This window comes from Falsibacillus albus (genome assembly GCF_003668575.1).
Lineage (GTDB): Bacteria > Bacillota > Bacilli > Bacillales > DSM-25281 > Falsibacillus > Falsibacillus albus.
The window spans coordinates 192,816-211,108 of the sequence record NZ_RCVZ01000006.1 but is presented as its reverse complement, the minus strand read 5'-3'; the positions used below and the strand labels follow the sequence as shown (position 1 = coordinate 211,108).

The 18,293-nt window shown below is 41.3% G+C and carries 16 protein-coding genes; 1 reads left to right on the top strand and 15 read right to left on the bottom strand.

The features are described 5' to 3' along the window. Positions 1 to 31 precede the first annotated feature (31 nt). From D9X91_RS10935 to D9X91_RS10900, 8 genes are all read right to left on the bottom strand, one after another. A complete protein-coding gene (locus D9X91_RS10935; protein WP_121680652.1) occupies positions 32 to 1,492 on the bottom strand; it encodes a DUF4153 domain-containing protein in 1,461 nt (486 codons plus the stop codon). 75 nt (positions 1,493 to 1,567) lie between these two features. Continuing rightward, positions 1,568 to 2,209 carry a hypothetical protein gene (locus D9X91_RS10930; RefSeq protein WP_121680651.1) on the bottom strand — a complete coding sequence of 214 codons (642 nt, stop codon included), beginning with the start codon at positions 2,207 to 2,209 and terminating at the stop codon, positions 1,568 to 1,570. After that, positions 2,196 to 2,537, bottom strand: a complete 342-nt coding sequence (locus tag D9X91_RS10925) for a PadR family transcriptional regulator (RefSeq protein ID WP_121680650.1) — start codon at positions 2,535 to 2,537, stop codon at positions 2,196 to 2,198. Before D9X91_RS10925 ends, D9X91_RS10930 begins: the two co-directional genes overlap by 14 nt. A gap of 106 nt (positions 2,538 to 2,643) precedes the next feature. Beyond that, on the bottom strand, positions 2,644 to 3,114 hold the full coding sequence (locus D9X91_RS10920; protein ID WP_121680649.1) for a (2Fe-2S)-binding protein: 471 nt from the start codon (positions 3,112 to 3,114) through the stop codon (positions 2,644 to 2,646). Then, entirely contained in the window at positions 3,111 to 3,956 is an 846-nt protein-coding gene (locus tag D9X91_RS10915) for an FAD binding domain-containing protein (RefSeq protein ID WP_121680648.1), read from the bottom strand. Before D9X91_RS10915 ends, D9X91_RS10920 begins: the two co-directional genes overlap by 4 nt. Before the next feature lies 1 nt (position 3,957). Beyond that, entirely contained in the window at positions 3,958 to 6,282 is a 2,325-nt protein-coding gene (locus tag D9X91_RS10910; protein ID WP_121680647.1) for a xanthine dehydrogenase family protein molybdopterin-binding subunit, read from the bottom strand. Next, the gene (locus D9X91_RS10905) at positions 6,233 to 6,931 is read right to left on the bottom strand and encodes an NTP transferase domain-containing protein (RefSeq protein WP_158598292.1); all 699 of its coding nucleotides are present in this window, start codon (positions 6,929 to 6,931) and stop codon (positions 6,233 to 6,235) included. Before D9X91_RS10905 ends, D9X91_RS10910 begins: the two co-directional genes overlap by 50 nt. After that, positions 6,852 to 7,916 carry an XdhC family protein gene (locus D9X91_RS10900; RefSeq protein ID WP_121680645.1) on the bottom strand — a complete coding sequence of 355 codons (1,065 nt, stop codon included), beginning with the start codon at positions 7,914 to 7,916 and terminating at the stop codon, positions 6,852 to 6,854. The genes D9X91_RS10905 and D9X91_RS10900 overlap by 80 nt, the downstream gene beginning before the upstream one ends. Before the next feature lie 495 nt (positions 7,917 to 8,411). Between D9X91_RS10900 and D9X91_RS22870 the strand changes: the two genes are divergently transcribed. Continuing rightward, entirely contained in the window at positions 8,412 to 9,371 is a 960-nt protein-coding gene (locus D9X91_RS22870; RefSeq protein ID WP_233569769.1) for a M15 family metallopeptidase, read from the top strand. 239 nt (positions 9,372 to 9,610) lie between these two features. On the opposite strand, the gene D9X91_RS10890 is transcribed toward D9X91_RS22870, so the two are convergent. The 7 genes from D9X91_RS10890 to D9X91_RS10855 form a co-directional block, all read right to left on the bottom strand. Next, positions 9,611 to 10,723, bottom strand: a complete 1,113-nt coding sequence (locus D9X91_RS10890) for a toxic anion resistance protein (RefSeq protein WP_121680644.1) — start codon at positions 10,721 to 10,723, stop codon at positions 9,611 to 9,613. Positions 10,724 to 10,740: 17 nt separating this feature from the next. Then, entirely contained in the window at positions 10,741 to 12,354 is a 1,614-nt protein-coding gene (locus tag D9X91_RS10885) for a YceG family protein (protein WP_121680643.1), read from the bottom strand. Positions 12,355 to 12,795: 441 nt separating this feature from the next. Beyond that, positions 12,796 to 13,899, bottom strand: a complete 1,104-nt coding sequence (locus D9X91_RS10875; protein ID WP_121680641.1) for a cysteine protease StiP family protein — start codon at positions 13,897 to 13,899, stop codon at positions 12,796 to 12,798. A gap of 26 nt (positions 13,900 to 13,925) precedes the next feature. Next, entirely contained in the window at positions 13,926 to 15,302 is a 1,377-nt protein-coding gene (locus D9X91_RS10870) for a phosphoribosyltransferase family protein (protein WP_121680640.1), read from the bottom strand. Further along, positions 15,244 to 16,461 (bottom strand): HpcH/HpaI aldolase/citrate lyase family protein, encoded by a 1,218-nt coding sequence (locus D9X91_RS10865; RefSeq protein ID WP_121680639.1) that lies wholly within the window; start codon positions 16,459 to 16,461, stop codon positions 15,244 to 15,246. The genes D9X91_RS10870 and D9X91_RS10865 overlap by 59 nt, the downstream gene beginning before the upstream one ends. Before the next feature lie 96 nt (positions 16,462 to 16,557). After that, the gene (locus D9X91_RS10860) at positions 16,558 to 17,295 is read right to left on the bottom strand and encodes a TerC family protein (RefSeq protein WP_121680638.1); all 738 of its coding nucleotides are present in this window, start codon (positions 17,293 to 17,295) and stop codon (positions 16,558 to 16,560) included. Positions 17,296 to 17,397: 102 nt separating this feature from the next. Beyond that, a complete protein-coding gene (locus D9X91_RS10855) occupies positions 17,398 to 17,979 on the bottom strand; it encodes a TerD family protein (RefSeq protein ID WP_121680637.1) in 582 nt (193 codons plus the stop codon). Between the last annotated feature and the right edge of the window lie 314 nt (positions 17,980 to 18,293).

The following is an 18,293-nucleotide window of genomic DNA, read 5'->3' as shown; positions in this document are numbered from 1 at the left end:
CTTTGGTGCCAGGCACCTTGGTACAGGGCCGTTATTTTAGACGGAGGCTGGTGAGTTGTTTTTTTGTTCTTTCGGATTGGATGTTATAGGATTGCCATGGTTGTTCAGAGTTGATTACAGCTTGTTTTTTCTCCGACAGGATCTTTTTTAACTGAGGGTCATTCGGACTCTTTTGATATAACTGAATCATGGCTTCTATTCCCTCATCCGTTTGACTTAAGTATTGTAGATCTATTTTTCCTGTGCTCTCGAACCGTTCAATATTTTTGGAAACGACGATACTTTCAATATTGATCATATTCATGATCGAGTAAAAGAGGAGCCCGGTGATAATATAAAACCTCATCAATGAAAGCCGGTCAATCCAAACGCGGGTTAATGTATAGGCAAATACAATGAACAAGAACACCATGAATGCATGCACGGCCATCCTTAAAAACGTGTAGCCGTAAGCATCCTCATAAAGCGATAGACGAAGAAATGCGGAACAAAGGATGATCCCGCTGGAAACAACAAGGAGCGACAACAATCCCTTTAATAAATATTTCAAAAGACTTTTTCGGTATACCGTAAACGATAGAATGGTATTCAACAGTGTCAAGTTCACAATTGTGACAAATACCAACTCGAAAAACCCGCGTCGTGCATATTCTGCATAAGTATAATCGCTTTGAAGCGTCCCACTGAAGAAATACTTAAATTGAACGAATATAAACAAAAGGTACATCCCATTGATCGAGAACAGGACGATAAGCGAGATGATTGCATCTATCGAAAACATATTATCAGTTTTTGCAGAAAGCTGCTCCAGTGAACTTTTTTGATGAATGACATGTAAAAAACCAAACAATATAAAGGCGAATCCAAAAGCGATTACCGTTCTGAATCCGTACTCAACAATATTGAAATCCCCAAATGTATTTGGCATCATTTTGATGATTTCACTGAATTTTTCATCCGCAGAACTTAACAAAGTGGTAACGAGAACTAATATTGGAATGGAAATCAATAGTCCCGCAATAATTTTTGCCAGCACTTTGTAGGACCGATGATGAACATTTGATTTCATATATTGGCTCAGTTTTCGTACACTGCATGCACTGAATGCAATGGATCCAAAAATTTTGCCGATCACCACTCCAATAAAAGACCAATGCTGCCATTCAATTCTTGATTCGCGTGAGATTAACACAATATGGGAAATCATTAATGCAGGGATCAGCAGCAAATTCAATCCATAAAAGACGGGATTGGTGTAAAGAAAATATCCTAATGATAAGCACCAAATACAAAACAATATTAACATCCCCATTCGTTTATGGGTAAAAAGTTTTTTGCGGTTCAAAGTAAAAAACACTAGATAAAAAACAGATACAAAAAGAAGATAGGAAATTCCGATCTTACCATGAAAAAATGCGATTTCGTATAATACCCCCATCAGCAAGCTTGCTGCAATTGCCATTTTACTCTTCATAATCACGTGTTCAGTCATATCTATATTCACTCCTTATAACATAGTTTATCTATGTACATAGTTATTCTATGTATATATCGAAAAAAAAGACTGCTAGACAGAAATTCTCTTTCCCCAGCAGTAGCCTGCCCAGCTTATGGGATACAGGCATAAAGTTATCACGATGCACAACAGGATAAATGGTCCATCCAACAATGGTTCGAACCATTTATACGGAATAAACCGAAAAACAGTCAATGACATTAATACCAAGTTGGGAAGCAGCGTAAAAATAAAAGTCCGGATTAATAGCCGTTTGCCTCCATGACCGAATTCTTTTCCAATCTCATATCCGAGGAGAACCCAAAATAGTGAATAAACCAACATGATGACAGAAGTCACACTGGTCATACCGGACCATATTTGATCAATCCACGTCCAATGAAGCCAATTGTACAAGAATGTCAATCCGCTTCCCCCTAAAAATAAGCAAAGGTTAATGAACATAAAAATCCATTGTGTTTTCCTTGGTGTAATGGACTGTTCTTGCTGCCAAAGAACTGCAATTTCCTTTGGATAGCCAATCCGATCAGATAAATAAAATTCCCATTCAACTTCAGGTATCCCTTCTTTTAAAAGTTCATCCAAAAGCTCTTGAACATGAACCTCATATTCAGACAGTATGTTATTTTTATCAGGATGGAAGGCCATTTCCCTCTCTAGTTCTTTTAAGTAACGATCTTTACATTGAATCATGTCCGGTTCTCCTGATGACCTTGTTCATGACCTTGACAAATTGATCCCATTCCTTCGTTTTTTCATTGAGGATCACTTTTCCTTCATCTGTAATGCGATAGTATTTCCTGGCTGGTCCCTTTTCCTGCTCCTGCCAGTAGCATTGGATATACTCCTGTTTTTCAAGCTTGTGCAGAGCTGGATAGAGAGTTCCTTCCTTCATCTGAAGATGATTGTCGCTTCTCATATTCATTTCTTTGACCAATTCATATCCATACATATCCTTCTCATTCAATAGCTGTAAAAGGATGATGGATGTACTGCCTTTGACCAATTCTCGATTAAACATGATTATCACCTACCTAGTATTAAGAGGTATGGTTTCATCATATATAAATTACAATTCTTTGTAAAGGATTTTTCTAATTTTTCCATCTGGGGGTTTCCATAAGTATTTATCCAACCGAATTCCCCAATACCGATTTAACCGCTTCTTCAATTTCTTTGTAACCTGTACAACGGCAAATATTAGACCCTAGCCATTCCTTAATGATGCAGGGATCTGCATCCGGGTGATTCAATAACATTGCGCGGATATTCATGATAAAGCCCGGTGTGCAATATCCACATTGGAATGCGAAATGATCGATGAATGCTTCTTGAATTGGATCATGGCTCAAACCTTCTATAGTTGTGATGCATTTTCCTTCTGCTTCAACTGCCAACATCATGCACGACTTGATCGGATCCTGATCCACCATTACCGTACACGCTCCGCAATCCCCGTTCAAGCACCCTGGCTTTGCACCTGTCAGTCCGAATTTGGTCCTGATCATGTTCAATAAGCTTTCTGAAGATGAAACAGTAATTCGCCGCTCCTCATTATTGATCGTTAACGCGACTTTATATTCGCCTGAAGACCTCATGCCAAACCACCCCCGATTGTCTTAAGCATATCCAGAAGCATATTTTTAAACACAAACAATCGATATTCGCTAGATCCTTCTTGGTCATCCAATATCTGATCGGGAAGCTCATTCATCGCTGAAGTCACTTTATGTTCAATAGATGCACCAAACATGTTTAACTTCTTCTCCATTTCCAATGACCGAAATGGAAATGGACATAATCCGCTTACCGCAACCCTGATTTCATCATCCACCCTCATCCCATTCAGTGTGATCAAAGGATAGCCAGTATCCCACTGCTGTCTCTTTTTTACCGCGTGATAGGGCATTGTGATGAACTTTTTTGGAATCGAAAATAAAATGATGAATCCTTCTCGTGCAAGTTGAATCTCCTGATTGAAAATGTCATGAATGTTCACATACTTCATTTCCTGTTCACCGGGACTTGCAATCAGGACAAGGCTGTCTGTCAACAATAAAGGGAGCACTGCCTCTCTATAAAATATCTTCCCACAGATATTCCCTCCGATTGTAATTTTATTACGAGATGTATGATCCGCAATCTCCTTTACAGTATCTCTTAAAAGAGGGAAAAAGGCTTGCTGGTCAATTTCCATCAATGTAAGCGCGGAACCGATATATAAAAATTCATCATCCGATTGATAAACCTTACAAAGAGGGATGTTTTTAATATCGATCATGGCATCCGCATAATACATACCCAATCGTCCAAGAGTGAGGATTTCAGTTCCTCCACCATAATACAGCGCTTTAGCACCCTTTCGATTGATCGATTCTGCTGTTTGCAGTGCCTCCGATACCGTTATTGGCCGGAAATAGTCAAAAGGGAACGTCAGCATTTTACGACTCCCCCTTTTTGGCTCTCCAGATGGTTTCAGGAATGAGTGGAAGTTGATTGACTTGTACTCCGGCCGCAAGGGACAGGGCATTGCCTAACGCGGCAGGCATTCCCAATATTCCGTGCTCTCCTGCCCCTCTGGCTCCGTATGGCGCATCAATCTGCGGCGTCTCGACAAATTCAACGTGATATTCAGGATGTTCTCCATATCGAAGCGGACGGTACGTTCGAAGCTGGGGGTTGAGAATTCTGCCTAATTCATCGAACACAAAGGTTTCCCTGCCTCCAAAAGCAAGCCCCATACTCATCGCTCCCATCAACTGGCCCATGGCCGCCTTTTCATTCAGCACCTTCCCGATATCGACCACTGCGAAAGCTTTAACGATCTTATACGTGAAATCTCGCTTGTTATATTCCACTTCTACACCTTCTGCACCGACTATCCATTCTGGACCAAGCTGACCTGCTCCTGTTTCGGGATCCATATGGGTCATTCTCCTAAGGATGTAATTTCCACGGCCGATAATCTGTCCTCCGATTGAATTCCCATTCGGAAATTCATACCCGTACGCAATATCTTTTATTAATAAATTCTTATTGGGATCATCCCTTAGGTACACCTCACCATAACCGACTTCCAAATCGTAGGCAGATACCCTTAAAATACATGATGCTATATTTTTCAACTGATCAATGACATCGTCCGCAGCTCTCAAAAGTGCATTTCCTGCCATGAATACTCCCCTGCTGGCAACTGTCTTCCAATGCTCAGGAGTTGATTGTGTGTTGATTTCCATCTGCACATGGATCTGATCGATGTCCATCTTTAATTTTTCAGCCAATAACTGGGCGAGTATCGTTTTCGTACCCGTTCCGATCTCGATGATCCCGGATATGATGTTGATGCTGCCATCTGGATTGAAAGTTAAAATGACGTTCGAACTTGAATCCGGATCGATTGTGGATGTCTTCCAAACACAGCTGACCCCTTTTGCACGGATCGTATTATCATCGATTTGTTCGATCAATCCCTTCTCCCACTCCATCAATTTTTTCAGTTTTTCGATACAAGCAGGCAGGTTTCCGATATTACTTTTATTTAGCTTCACTTGTGTAGGAGTGGCATCTCCTGGTCGGATGGCATTGATCTCCCTGAAATGTAAAGGATCCATACCCATCTTTTTGGCCAGCTCATCCATGGTCCTTTCGAACGCAAATAAAAGTTCAGCATGGCTGAACCCGCGATATGGTGCTGCGTAAGGGTGATTTGTATAGATGCAGAGAGAATCACACTTGATATTCTCGATACAATAGGGGCCTGTGCAATCGACCGCTGCCGCCCTTGCTAAATCCGCAGCTTTATCTGAGTATGCTCCACCATCGAATAGATATAATATATCTGCCGCTTCTATCAGACCATCTGAATTGCAGCCGATTCTTATCTTTGCATCAAGGCCGATATGGCAAGGCGAAGTAATCAGGTCTTCTTCCCGTGTATTCCAAATCTTCACTTTTCTTCCGCCAGCTGCCCTTGACGCAAGGTAAGCCAATAATTCCAGCTGTACCGAAGCCTTACCTCCATAACCGCCCCCAACAAAAGGGGTTTCAACGATAATAAGTCCCATATCAACGGAAAAATAGTCTGCAATCAATCTCTTCACCATGTATGGGGCTTGGGACGATGTCATCATTTTGACCTTCCCATCAAGCGTAATTTCGCATACGGCGCATCTGGTTTCCATGGCCGCATGATCAGATGGTGCAAAAGAAAAGGCTTCCTCGACGATGAATGAACACTTTTCCCATCCGTTCACCATGTTTCCTTTACGGATTTTTACCGAATTAGCGATATTCGTTCCAGGGATCGGATAAACAAATTCATCTTTATAATAGGTTTCTAGTTTTTCATGTACAAGCGGGGCAGTAGGGACAAGTGCTTCCGTTGGAGAGTTGACTACAGGAAGAAGATCGTATTCCACTTCGATCAGATCCGCTGCCCTTTTGGCTGCCATTGGAGTGGCAGCCACAACCATAGCTACTGGTTCGCCAAAATATCTAACTTTATCCTTTGCCAGCGGCGGACGATCTCTTATTTCCTCCCCTGTCAAAGGAAGGTCGTGTCCTAGTACAATCGCCTTTACTCCAGGAACCTCCCATGCTTTTGATACTTTGATATAAATGATTTTTGCATGGGCATACTTGCTCAATAATAGCTTTGCATGCAGCAAATTACTGTGGTGAAAATCATTTGTATACATGGCCTTTCCTGTAACCTTCTCATATGCCTCCTTTCGAACGACGCTCTTCCCCAAGATGCTCAAGTCCATCAGCTCCCCTCTTTTTACTATTCTCTTTCTCCATGGCAGCCTCAATTCTCCCAGCCATTTCAAAATCATCTCTCGTGTCAATGTCAAAATTATAAAATGGATCATGAACCTCCATGATGCTGTAAGAATCTTTATATTTTTCAAGTAAGAACCTTGCCCCGTGATCACCTTGAAGCTTATGAAGCTCTGAAAAAAGTTTACCGGAAATAATTACAGGAGGGATTGTGGCAGAATGAATGGATGTTCCGAGAAAAGGAGGAAGCCGTTTGTTGAAAGTTATGATCATTCGATTGAGGAGCATTGCCGATTGGAATGGTTGATCAGCCAAAATGACCATCATTGCAGTGGCCTCTAGTGCTTCTGCGAATCTCACGCCTTCTCTCAAGGAATGGGACATGCCTACACATGACTCAGGAGAATAATGATAGGACCAAAGCGATTGCAGAAAGGCATTCTTCAAATCACCCGAGACCCATGAAGGGAGTATAACATCAGAACCGACAAAGATGATATGATCCAAATTCGACATCAAGGCTGACCGTAAGGCATAATGACCGACGGGACCATGCTTAAGCTTCATCGCCAGCTTGTTTTTGCCCATCCTGCTGCTCTTTCCTGCCCCCAGGAGCACTCCAATCATCTTTCCCATTTTCCGCCTCTCTCCTTTCTCCTTTTCTCCTAGATACATCGATTATTTCCCCCATGATGCTGATTGCAATTTCAGCCGGACCTTTAGCACCGATTTTTAATCCTATAGGAGCATATAGGTTCTTTGGTATTTCCCTTCCTTCTAATAGTTTTTGAGTGCGGTCCCTTGATCCTAGTATCCCCACATACTTTACACCAGCTCCCAAAGCATGATTGATGACTTGCTGATCGAATCTATAAAAATGGGTCATGATGACAACATAATCACTTTCCTTAAAGCAAATATTCCCTGGTATTTGTTCTGGCAGGAGTTCAAGCAATCGATTTGCTGCCGGGAAATTTGATCGAACCAGCCTTGCCGGCCTCCAATCCACTATCCAAATAGAGAAACCGCACGCTGAAGCAAGTGCACACAATGGCTCAGCATCCCTTCCTCCCCCAAATAATATCAATCTTGGTTTTGGATGGAATATTTGACGATAGATATAAGAAGATGAATCAAAACCAGTTTTTTTCAATAAATGACTTTGTATCATCGCATCATCAGAAACGATGTCGAAAGAATATTCCTTCAGTTCGTGATTTATAGAAAAACATTTGGTATGCATCACCGAATGTCCATTGGCCAAATCTTTTTGCAGTACCATTAATTCATCCCTTAATCGCTCATTGACTAATTCCAGTGACACAAGTAAGGTTCCGTTGCACCCTGCACCTCTTCCCCATCCGCTTTCTTCCTCGTCAGACAAATCATATTCAATCGTTTGTTGCATTTGGCCATTCAACATCATCTCTTTTGCCCTGGCAGCTATATCCTGTTCCAAACATCCTGCAGAAATCATCCCGATCTGCTTTTCATCCTCGGAAAATAACTGCAAGCTTCCTTCTTTTAAATAAGCTGATCCATCAACATCGATGATTGTAGCAAGTACAGACTTTTTCCCCGTTTCAGAAAGGTATTTTAAAATAGAATGGATCGATTCCATCGAAATCCCCACCCTTTTGGCGTATCAGCTTTGTTACAATAGAAATATCGATCCATACATATTATGGATTTCTGAAAAATTTCAGAACCAGCCCACCGCGCTTTCATTTGAAGTCAAGGCCGCTTTTAGGCTGTCTTAATAATAGCTATTTTCGTAATGTTTGTTGCAATTAATCATAGGTTTTGTAAGTTTGATTTCCGCTGCGGGGTCTCACATGGCACGCTGGTCCCTCCGGAGTCTAGCACTTTCGCTCCAATCAACACCTTATGATGAATTTTTATCAAAAGACTGTTTTTGTATAGTTTATTTTTAAAATCCTAATGCCGATTTCAACATAAAATAGCTATTTAGTTTCGTTGAAATAAAGTTTCCCATACGCTATTTTGAAGTTGAAACTTTGCTTAAACAATCCTACTTAGCTAAAGCAACAAAACACGAGAAAAGAGCCTAATAATTTGAAGATCAGGATAATTTATTTTAGGAGAATGATACGAAATGAAAAAAACACATACGATGATCTCAGTGACTCTCTTACTGCTCTCAGGCTGTGGGGTCGAATTACATAAACACACTTCTCCAAAGGACAACACCGATGCGTTGATCCAAAACTCAGATAACAGCGAGCCGCAGCAACAAGAAAAAACTGAAATACCACCAAGCAATGAGAATTCCACGGCAGATGCCCACAAACAGACTCAGCAAAGCAAGGAAAAGGAATCCAAAGAACCTGAAAAACAGCCTGAAGATCAAAATCAATCTCCAAAACCGCCACAAAGTCAATCAGGTGATAAAAAGCAAAATACATCTCAACAAAAGGATGATTCTTCTGACAGCAAAGCATCCAGTCAACAAAAGGGACTCCCTACAGTGGCTGACCCAGCTGCCCTCCAAGTAATGGTGAATAAATCGATTGCACTTCCAAAAAACTATCGCCCTGCAGATTTGGTCCGACCGAATGTCGCCTTTTCATTCGGCAGCCAAAAACTTGAAAAGGGATTACTTCGTAAATCGGCTGCGGCTGCGTTGGAGAAAATGTTCAATGGTGCCAAAAAAGACGGCATTGTTTTGATAGCAGCATCCGGATTCCGTTCTTATCAGACGCAAGCCTATTTATTCAATCGTGAAGTTAAACAAGTTGGTCTTAAAAAAGCCGAGATTGCTGTAGCGCGTCCTGGAACGAGCGAACATCAGACTGGATTGACAATGGATATCACTTCAAAAAGTATGAACTACAGCTTGGGAGAACGGTTTGAAAGTACAAATGAGGGAAAATGGCTGCAGCAGCATGCGTACGAGTATGGATTTATCATGCGTTACCCAAAAAGAAAGGAAGCCATCACAAAATATGAATATGAGCCATGGCACTATCGATACGTAGGTATTGAACTGGCAAACATCATTCATGCCAAAGGTTTGACACTTGAAGAATATTTCGGAGATAAGAAAGGCATTTAAGGAAAGGATTCAGTCTAATACTATATTCGAATGTGGACGTATCAAAAAAGAAAGGGAATCGAGTCCCTTTCTTTTTTGATACGCTATCAGTACAGTTTGTTGGTTATTCATAAAAGGCTGTCCGAGGTTGATTTTCGCTGCGGGGTCCCGCACCTTCCGCTCCAATCAACAGCAAATGTTGAATCATTTTATAGGTAGACTATTAAAACAGCAACATTTGAGAAAACAGCCTTTTTCCTTTATTGCTTAGTTTTCATTTTTTCATAGTTGTCCTGCAGCTGGGCAAGCCTTGTACGGCCTTCTTCACGCAGGCGCTTGTTCTCTTCTTCGATGGCTTTTGTTTCTTCCATTCCTTTTACGATGATGTTCCATGTTTCTTCCATGGTTTCCAGCTTGATGCTCGGCCTTCCAGCCATTCTTGCAATATCCACACTTTGTTGTGAAATATTCTGGGCATTTCTCAGCAGCATTTCATTTGTTCTTTTATCAAGTTCATTCATGGATTGAGCTACAAGATTCTGCCTCTTTGCCGCAATTGCATTAATGAGGCTGTTTTTAAAAATTGGGATCGTTGTGACGAAAGCAGAATTGATCTTTCCGATCAGCTTTGTATTTCCACGCTGCAGCATCCGAATTTGTGGTGCAGATTGGAATGAAACCTGTTTGGCCATTTCTAGGTCATAAACACGCTGATCCAGAAGCTCCACTGCATTTTTGAGTGAATCCAATTCCATCCCGGCAAGCTGATCACCGTTTTGGACTTTGCCCTCCAATTCGGGAAGGCGTTTTTTCAACTCCTCCAATTTCAATTCTCCTGCCACGATGTATTTTTCAAGCTCCAAATAATATTGGAAGTTCTGTTCGTATAACTGCTCCAAAGTTTGGGTTGAGCTTTTCATTTCTGATTCATATTTTGTTATTTCCACATACACCTTATCGATTTCCGATCCCATCGTTTGGTACTTTGCAAATAACTTTTCAATCATTTTTTGGCCGCGCTTAAAAATCTTTGAGATGAATCCCTTGTCTTCCACAAAGTCTTTGCTGTCGAACTTGTCCATGATCTTTCCAAGCTGTTTCAGCAATTGACTGGACTCTTCCATGCTGCTTGATTTAATGGAATTCAACACACGCCCGGAGAAGGCTGATATTTCATTGGCTGTTTCCTTCCCGAATTCCAATAGGGCAATTTGATTTTTATGGTCAATATTATTGGCAATCTGAGCCACTTCCGGTTCTTTTTTTAATTTTTCCTTTAATTGCTGTGCACCGCTTTGCATGACTTCTTCTTTCTGGTCGAGGTTCAACGTTTGAAGCTGATTGACATCTTGAACGGATGTAAGATTAGACATAACTTAAAACTCCTTCATTAAAAAATTTTTTTCATCAATTTTTTGAATACAGAGGCCTCTTTAAATTCTTCACCGAAGCTCACATCTTCCAACCAATGGGTATCGTAATATTTTTCGTCCATAAACAACTCTATATCGTTTTGGCCAGGGGGGTTAAAAATAACGATGTCCAGGCCGATTTCATTCAATAATGCAATCAGTGCCGCATCGGATCTTGTCATTTTGCCATTTTCTTCAGTATTATACAGAATAAGCTTCGGTACATCCTGTGCATAGTCAAATTTTTGAAGAAGCTTTAATATTTCTGCTGGAATGCCCATGGCTTGAGTAAATAGGAAAAGCTGCAGTTGTTCATTCGTTTCATGCTGAAGAGCTTTTAGCCTTGGAGATGCGCAGTAGCGTGATACAGCAGCAGCAATGCCCAATTGCAATCCATTTGGCAGTTCCTTATACTTCCACCAGTTGCTCTGGATAATTTGTTCCGGCTGAAGCACTCCTTGGGAATCCAAAGCATTTTTATAATGGAATAATAAGTTCGAATTTATTTCTTTCGTAAACGGGAAGCGTCTCACTGTAAGGGCATTTTCCCGATCGGTTAAATCCTGGACGCGATCCCAATATTGCTTCCTGTTTTTCGATACTCCCTGGACCTTGGCAAACAAGACCGGGATTCGCACTTTATTTCCTTTGACTTCAAAGTTTGGACGGATGAATGATCTTTCCTTCATCAGAATAAATAATTCGTCATAGGTCGTCTTCAGTGTTATGGACATAGGTTCATAATTGCGGAATTGCCATGGTTTATAAAGCATGGATTCGTCCGAGTGCAGCACCTTGTCAATTTCCTGAGACGCCCTGAAAGCAACCGTCGATTTCCTTACCGGCCTGGTTTTAGGAAAAGGAGTAAGCTGAGTTTTTGAAGGATATGAAAGAACTTTGGATACCTGCTGGTCATCGTCTAATTCGAGGAGGATGTCCTTCCCTTCCGGATGAAAAATTAATACGTCGCACCCTGCTAAAATTAGGTAATAAAGAAAATAACGCTCACTTTCTGTTGCATCTCCATACCAGAGAACTTTAGGTGGATTTATGAGGAAATCAGAGTCTTGAACCCAATGATCCAAATGGTTCCAAAGCCATTTGACCATGTCGACCATGACCCTTCTAAACCCAGGATCCATCAGCCCTTCTTTATGTTTATGTTGGTAAGTATTCAGCAACTTGGTGAATGCTGTCCGAAAATGAAAATATAATTGGCGATTCTCAGATTGTGGAATCAACTTTTCCCCATCCAGAAAAGCAATGAGGCGGTTTACGGACAGCCCCCTTTCTTCCTGATGAATCATAAGAATCTTTTGGATGGCTTGAAACCGTTCCGTCTCAATCGATTTATCAAGTTCTTCCTGCAAAAGGTGGATGGATACTTGCTCATTGTGGACCGCATCATAAAGCTCTTCAAAATATTCATCCTCAGAGAGATGCGTTCCCAGCAACCGTCCGGCCACCTGGCCAAAAGAGATGCTTCCTTCATCCTGCTTATACCCCTCACGCTGAGTCAGTGGTTTTTTCAGCATTTGGAACCAATCATTTACTGTAAAGGAGAGTGGAAATGGTGTTATAGGATCATTCATGTATTGATCAACTCCTTCCATGACTTAATTTTACTCTTTTCCATCTAAATTCACCCATTTCATCCATGAGCATATAATAAATTGCTCCGCAGCATACTAATGCTGACATTCAAATGAAAAAGGTGATTCGCCTCATGAGGGTCCATGTGCGGAAATTAAAAAACATTCGATTTTATCAAGCTGTGAAACAATATGAGCTTGTTTCCACTTCATCTTTCTTTATGTTATTTGACATTCTTCTGCTCGATTTACTTCTGTCGCTCTTTATTTCTTCGAACACTTCGTATAAGTTTTCACATATTTTCGAAGCTGGATTCCTTGTATTTTCAATACTCTACGTCTTTGTATATTTCATATTTCGCAACCATGGCTCCAGCAGGCAAAACTGAGTTAAGGATACTACTATTTTACCAAATGAAGACCAGAAGCGCACAGGTTAATTCACTTCTCCGCCTGCATTGGCTTGATGATCCCGCAGCATTTATATTCCATATCCGCAAATGGTTCAATCGGGACATCCTTTTCCTTGGCAAGCATTCGTATATGCTCAAGATTGGGATCATGAATATCTTTCATCAGCACTTTCCAAGGATGCCTTCTTAACAGAACCCTTGTCGTTTCCCCTATTCCCGGTTTGATGAAATGAGCGTTTTGAATATTGAAATAATGTTTTATCACTTCGATATCTTTCATTCCTCTCCACAAAGGAGGCTGTATTTTATATCCCTTTGAGATTAAACAGGTTTGGACATCATTGCTAACAGCTGGAAATTGAGAGCAAACCACTTCAACAAATTCCCTCGAAACGTCATCCTCTTCCCATTCCTGATAATATTTAGCTCCATGAAAATCATCTTGTTCAATATATAATCGATTCAACACGGTCCTGCTGATCAGTCCAGACACAGTCGAGTTCAGACAGGCACTCGGGATAAAGATATCATTTTTTGTACCATACAACGACGCACAATCAGCAGGGTCTGCCAAAACAGCAAGCTGATCATCCAATTGAAAACCGAATTGTTCATTAAGACTTTTCACAGATTTCGTCAGTTCTTTTTGAATGGACCCTTTGCCTGTCCATCCGTCAATAAATTGAATGCTGCTATTTCGATGATGTTTTCGTATATACTTGATCGCATTCCCATCCAAACCCGCTCCCCTGATGATGGAGACGCTATAATGGGGGATATCCAGTTGGTATCTATACTTCAAATACCGTTTGATCAAAATACCGATCGGGGTGCCGGCGCGTGCAAGCGATACAAGAATCAAGTCCGTGCCTTTTTCATTCACTATAAGTTCTGAGACAAGCCCTGTCAAAGTGGCCAAATCACGCGCCTCACGATCCAGCGACCGTCGAAACAGATCCAGATAACCCGGTGAGGGCAGTTTTTCTGAAGGGAGTGTTTCTGAATAATGCTGACCAGACTGAATTCGTTTTTCCCTCTCAAGAGTCTCCCCTTCCAAAGGAACATTGCTTAGATCTTTAAGTAGCATAATGACATCATTGCGTGTATAACTGCTTTTGATCAGACACATCATTTCAACACCTGCTTCAAAGAATATGTTTATCCTCCAAACGTAACAATATGGATCGTTTTGAATAATCGATGACAATGGGAAAGCAAAGGATTTAGCTTTTCACGCTCGATATTCTTTTCAAAAAAGATGAAGACTTCCTCATATTGACCGGGTATGACATTATAAAAAAAGTTCCTTACACCTGGATGTTCCGGGCTTTCGAAAGAATATTTTTGTTTAGCCCCATACCCCGGTGCGTCATGATGAAAGATGGGGCTCCTTGTTGTCGACTGAAAATTGACCCCTTCTCCCATTTCTGCAGCAATCCTCATCGGTACATACATAAATTCCCCTGTTCCGAGACAAAGTGCTTTATCTCCCGACATTTCATCGCTTAGAGACTTAGCCATTTTTTGAATGAAGCGATCCATTTTATCCTTTTCGAAATCACGAAAACCGAATCTCCCTGTCAAAGTTAAATAAGTCGTATACTCTCTTTCATTCCTCGAAACAGCTTTGACAATAAGATCGGTCTCAACGCTTTTCGAGAAATCATGAAATTGAACCGAACTCTCCATTATTTTGGATTGGTCCCTATCATCACGCAATAAACCGCTTTCAGGTGAGCCTTCAACTTCAATGGTCCCTTCCACCAGGGATATTTCATTGATCTGTATATTCAATTTCTTCTCAAGTTCCTTGAAATGCCGACGGTCTTCTTCCGAGCGCCAATCCAGAATGGAAACGATATGATACTGCTTCCTTGGAAATGATCGATGAATTGATTCAATAATATTCAAAGCTGTCTTTCCTGTTGTTAATTCATCATCGACCAACACGATCGGATGATGATTATCAATCAAGTGTTTTGGAATGTAGCATCGATGAGAGGTCGCATGCGAGTGTTCTTCTTCAAAGTCGATGACGGATATATGGTCCGTGAGATCCTCGCGTGTAGTATGAAAAAAATCGCTATTTTCAAAGCTATTGAACATCGCATGGCCAAGGGCAGTGGCTGTTTCAGCAAATCCAATGAATAGAGTCCTTTGCTTCAGTTCATATGTATGGCTGGTGATTTCACCGAAAAGATGATCAACGCACCTTCCCCTTTTTAGTGCTTCCAGCATTTCACCCAATAATGGATGAAGCCGGGAAGAATTCTTTTCCATGAATCTGCTGGCCAGCAGTCCCCCAGTCAGGAGGGCCAACCTTGGATTTACAGGAATATGCTTTCCCAACAGCTTGCTGACAAACAGGAATCCTCTTTTTTTATTGATTCTGGCAGCCATTTCAAACAATGAGTCCAACGGAATTTGATACGGGTTTCGATCAATATTTATCTTGACTCTTAATCCATCAATGACGTCAATAGAATAAGTCTTGTTCTTTCTTATCTCCAAGGAGATCGATGAATGATTGCCCATCCTTTAACACCCCATAAATTTTAGATTTCAGCAAGATTTTCCTTGCCCAGTTTAAATGTGGTTTTATTTCGTTCATTTTATTGGAAAATTGACTTTTGATGACTCCGTTTGTAAAGACTTCATGCTCCATTATCGAACATGCATCCATATGCTCTTCGAGGGTAATTACATTCAATGCCTGGACAATTTTGATGTGAGATGGATGTATGATGGTTTTTCCAACCAGCCCGTTTGATTTATCCAACAGGACTTCTCGGATGAGGCCATCTTCATCACGGTTGATGATTTGTGACCTTAATTTTGTCCCGGTTCTTCCAAAGGCCTGTTCAAATGGCGTTTGACGAATCTGGGGCTTTAAAATTCGCTGGCTTCCATTGAAATATTCCCATACAGGGCCGGAGATGACATAATCTGACTCAGAGCGGCCGAATAAGTTGATGATGTCAGATATGCAATCCCTGATAACAAGAATATCGTAAATGGTTGTGTCCCTGTTTCTTCTAAGGCCAAATAACCCTGAGAAATCCGTACCGCCTATTCTAATATTCAAAATCAAGTCATGATACTTGTCCAAGAGTGCTTTGAGATTCATTAGAGTGATATCCCTTTGTTCCCTGTAGATCACCGAGGCAGACTCCAAAATGGGCATGCCATACAAGCAAACCCCTTCTCTTTCATTGAGATCCCTTAGTGTTGTTAAATACAATTCGCCATTTTCTGGCGAGAATTTCGGAAAAACGAATCCACATATCAATTCAACGGCTTCTCCAAGACGTTCAACGATTAGAAACATTTGCCGCGGAGTCCTTACCCTAATGAATACCATCGGAAGATCTTGTTCCATGGATACACCGGCGTTTATTGCCTTATGCACCCTTTGCAATTGATGGACGATGTTCCATTCCGCGTTTTCCAACTCATCATCACCTATCGAATCCTCTAAGCACAAAACGATGGAAGTAAGACCTTCATGCTTTCCTTTAATGAATTTCCCCGAAAGTAGATCATCCGAAATTTGCCTCCTATTTCCCGGCATATAAAGAGTAGCGCCTAAACTATAGGCTAAGATTTCCAAAGGCGAATGTTTGGAAAATTCAATCGGGCTATGATAAAACATTTCCTCTTTTTCATCTTTAGTCAAATAAGAAAAATGCTGCAAACGACTTGCCTCCTTAACGAATACCCTTTTGATAATATGTTCATAAAGTAGAAAAAGAGAGAAAGATCATCATTGAATCCTTCCCTCAGTAAACTCTTATTTACCTGCTTCAGATTCCTTCGTCCTTTTCTTCCACAAATGAACCAGAAATGTTCCTAAGAAGATGGCCACCAAAATTCCGAAGAATAAGATTTCCTCCATGTGGAACCCAAAAGAGGCGGCAATCATTTTCACCCCGATGACAGCAATCAGAATAAAGGCGGTGGCTTCAAATTCAGGGACACGTTCGATCAAAGCAAGGAAAATCTGAGCTACTCCCCTCATCATCAAAACGCCGAGCATGCCCCCAAGCAGCAATACCCATAGTTGATCGGACACCCCAAATGCAGCGATGACGCTATCAATGCTAAAGGCAATATCCATAAGCTCCACCGTAAGCACCGTTCTCCAAAAGCCCATTTGTTTCGCTGTTACTTCCCCATCGTCTTCTTCTTTTTTCAGGAAATGGGAAAGTGATAAATACAACAAATACAGACCGCCAAGAATTTTAATCCAAGTGATTTTTATTAAGAATACGCCCAAGCCAATAGCTAAAAAACGAAAAATATATGCACCGATAATCCCATAAAAAAGGGCTTTCTTCTGCTGTTTTGCAGGAAGGTGCCTGACCAGCACAGCCAGCACAAGTGCATTATCCGCTGACAACAGCCCTTCTAATATGACCAATGTACCAATGATCCCCCAACTCGCAGGGTCCGTCAAAACATGTTCAAACGTTTCCAAAGAAAAGAATGATGCATAATTTTGTATGAGCCCATGAAAGAAATCTGCCATTTCTTTTCCCCTTTACTCCAATTTTGTTGGTCCTTAAATGACGGAATATTCTGTCATCTAGAGCGGCAAAAAGGGTATATGAAGCCCCTTTTTGCCATAAAATCAAACATCCAAGCCATAATTACGGCATAATGCCGCCAGACCGCCTTGGAAACCGCTGCCGATGGCATTGAATTTCCAATCACCGCTGTGTTTGTAAAGTTCGCATACAACTACAGCTGTTTCAATGGAAAAATCTTCGCCTAAATCGTAGCGCAGTACCTCTTCATTCGTAGATGCATCCAATACACGGACAAATGCATTGGACACCTGCCCGAAGTTTTGTGAACGGGCTTCGGCATCGTGAATGGTCACAGTGATTCCAATTTTCTCGATATGCCTTGAAACCTTGCTGAAGTCAACGATCAGCTGTTCATCGTCTCCCTCACCTTCACCCGTACGATTATCTCCGGTGTGCTCAACTGCCCCATCGGGACTTTTTAAATTGTTATAAAAAATAAACTCGTTGTCATTAATAACTTTCCCTTCAGATGTAGCCAAGAAAGCTGATGCATCCAGGTCAAAATCCTGTCCGCCTGAATATTTGTTTGTATCCCAGCCAAGACCGATGATGACTTTCGTCAAGCCTGGATTTGTCTTGGTCAGATCAATTCGCTGCCCTTTAGATAATGATATTGATGACATACAATCACTCCATTCCGTTCTTTACATATTATCTTTTAGCTCTTTCGAAATCCTTAGTGGTTTTTTAAGGCTCTATTCTCTCAAAATATATTATATAGGAAGAAAAGAGCTGGTAAACTTTATTTCAACAAACAAAATAGCTATTTTTACGTAAGGTTTAGTTAAATGCCGCTGTTGACTTCCGTGCAAGTCTTCGCTTTCCTCGGGCCACACACGAAGTGAGGTCGTTCGATTGGCACCGGATGTGCCGAACTTAATCGAACATCCGCCTGATCCCTCCTCGGCTAGCGCCTCCGGGGTCTCGCTGACGCCGC

What these genes read in the sequence shown, in the direction of transcription:
- D9X91_RS10935 (WP_121680652.1), bottom strand. Translation starts at nt 1,492, where the DNA reads ATGACTGAACACGTGATTATGAAGAGTAAAATGGCAATTGCAGCAAGC.
- D9X91_RS10930 (WP_121680651.1), bottom strand. Translation starts at nt 2,209, where the DNA reads ATGATTCAATGTAAAGATCGTTACTTAAAAGAACTAGAGAGGGAAATG.
- D9X91_RS10925 (WP_121680650.1), bottom strand. Translation starts at nt 2,537, where the DNA reads ATGTTTAATCGAGAATTGGTCAAAGGCAGTACATCCATCATCCTTTTA.
- D9X91_RS10920 (WP_121680649.1), bottom strand. Translation starts at nt 3,114, where the DNA reads ATGAGGTCTTCAGGCGAATATAAAGTCGCGTTAACGATCAATAATGAG.
- D9X91_RS10915 (WP_121680648.1), bottom strand. Translation starts at nt 3,956, where the DNA reads ATGCTGACGTTCCCTTTTGACTATTTCCGGCCAATAACGGTATCGGAG.
- D9X91_RS10910 (WP_121680647.1), bottom strand. Translation starts at nt 6,282, where the DNA reads ATGGACTTGAGCATCTTGGGGAAGAGCGTCGTTCGAAAGGAGGCATAT.
- D9X91_RS10905 (WP_158598292.1), bottom strand. Translation starts at nt 6,931, where the DNA reads ATGGGAAAGATGATTGGAGTGCTCCTGGGGGCAGGAAAGAGCAGCAGG.
- D9X91_RS10900 (WP_121680645.1), bottom strand. Translation starts at nt 7,916, where the DNA reads ATGGAATCGATCCATTCTATTTTAAAATACCTTTCTGAAACGGGGAAA.
- D9X91_RS22870 (WP_233569769.1), top strand. Translation starts at nt 8,412, where the DNA reads ATGAAAAAAACACATACGATGATCTCAGTGACTCTCTTACTGCTCTCA.
- D9X91_RS10890 (WP_121680644.1), bottom strand. Translation starts at nt 10,723, where the DNA reads ATGTCTAATCTTACATCCGTTCAAGATGTCAATCAGCTTCAAACGTTG.
- D9X91_RS10885 (WP_121680643.1), bottom strand. Translation starts at nt 12,354, where the DNA reads ATGAATGATCCTATAACACCATTTCCACTCTCCTTTACAGTAAATGAT.
- D9X91_RS10875 (WP_121680641.1), bottom strand. Translation starts at nt 13,899, where the DNA reads ATGATGTGTCTGATCAAAAGCAGTTATACACGCAATGATGTCATTATG.
- D9X91_RS10870 (WP_121680640.1), bottom strand. Translation starts at nt 15,302, where the DNA reads ATGGGCAATCATTCATCGATCTCCTTGGAGATAAGAAAGAACAAGACT.
- D9X91_RS10860 (WP_121680638.1), bottom strand. Translation starts at nt 17,295, where the DNA reads ATGGCAGATTTCTTTCATGGGCTCATACAAAATTATGCATCATTCTTT.
- D9X91_RS10855 (WP_121680637.1), bottom strand. Translation starts at nt 17,979, where the DNA reads ATGTCATCAATATCATTATCTAAAGGGCAGCGAATTGATCTGACCAAG.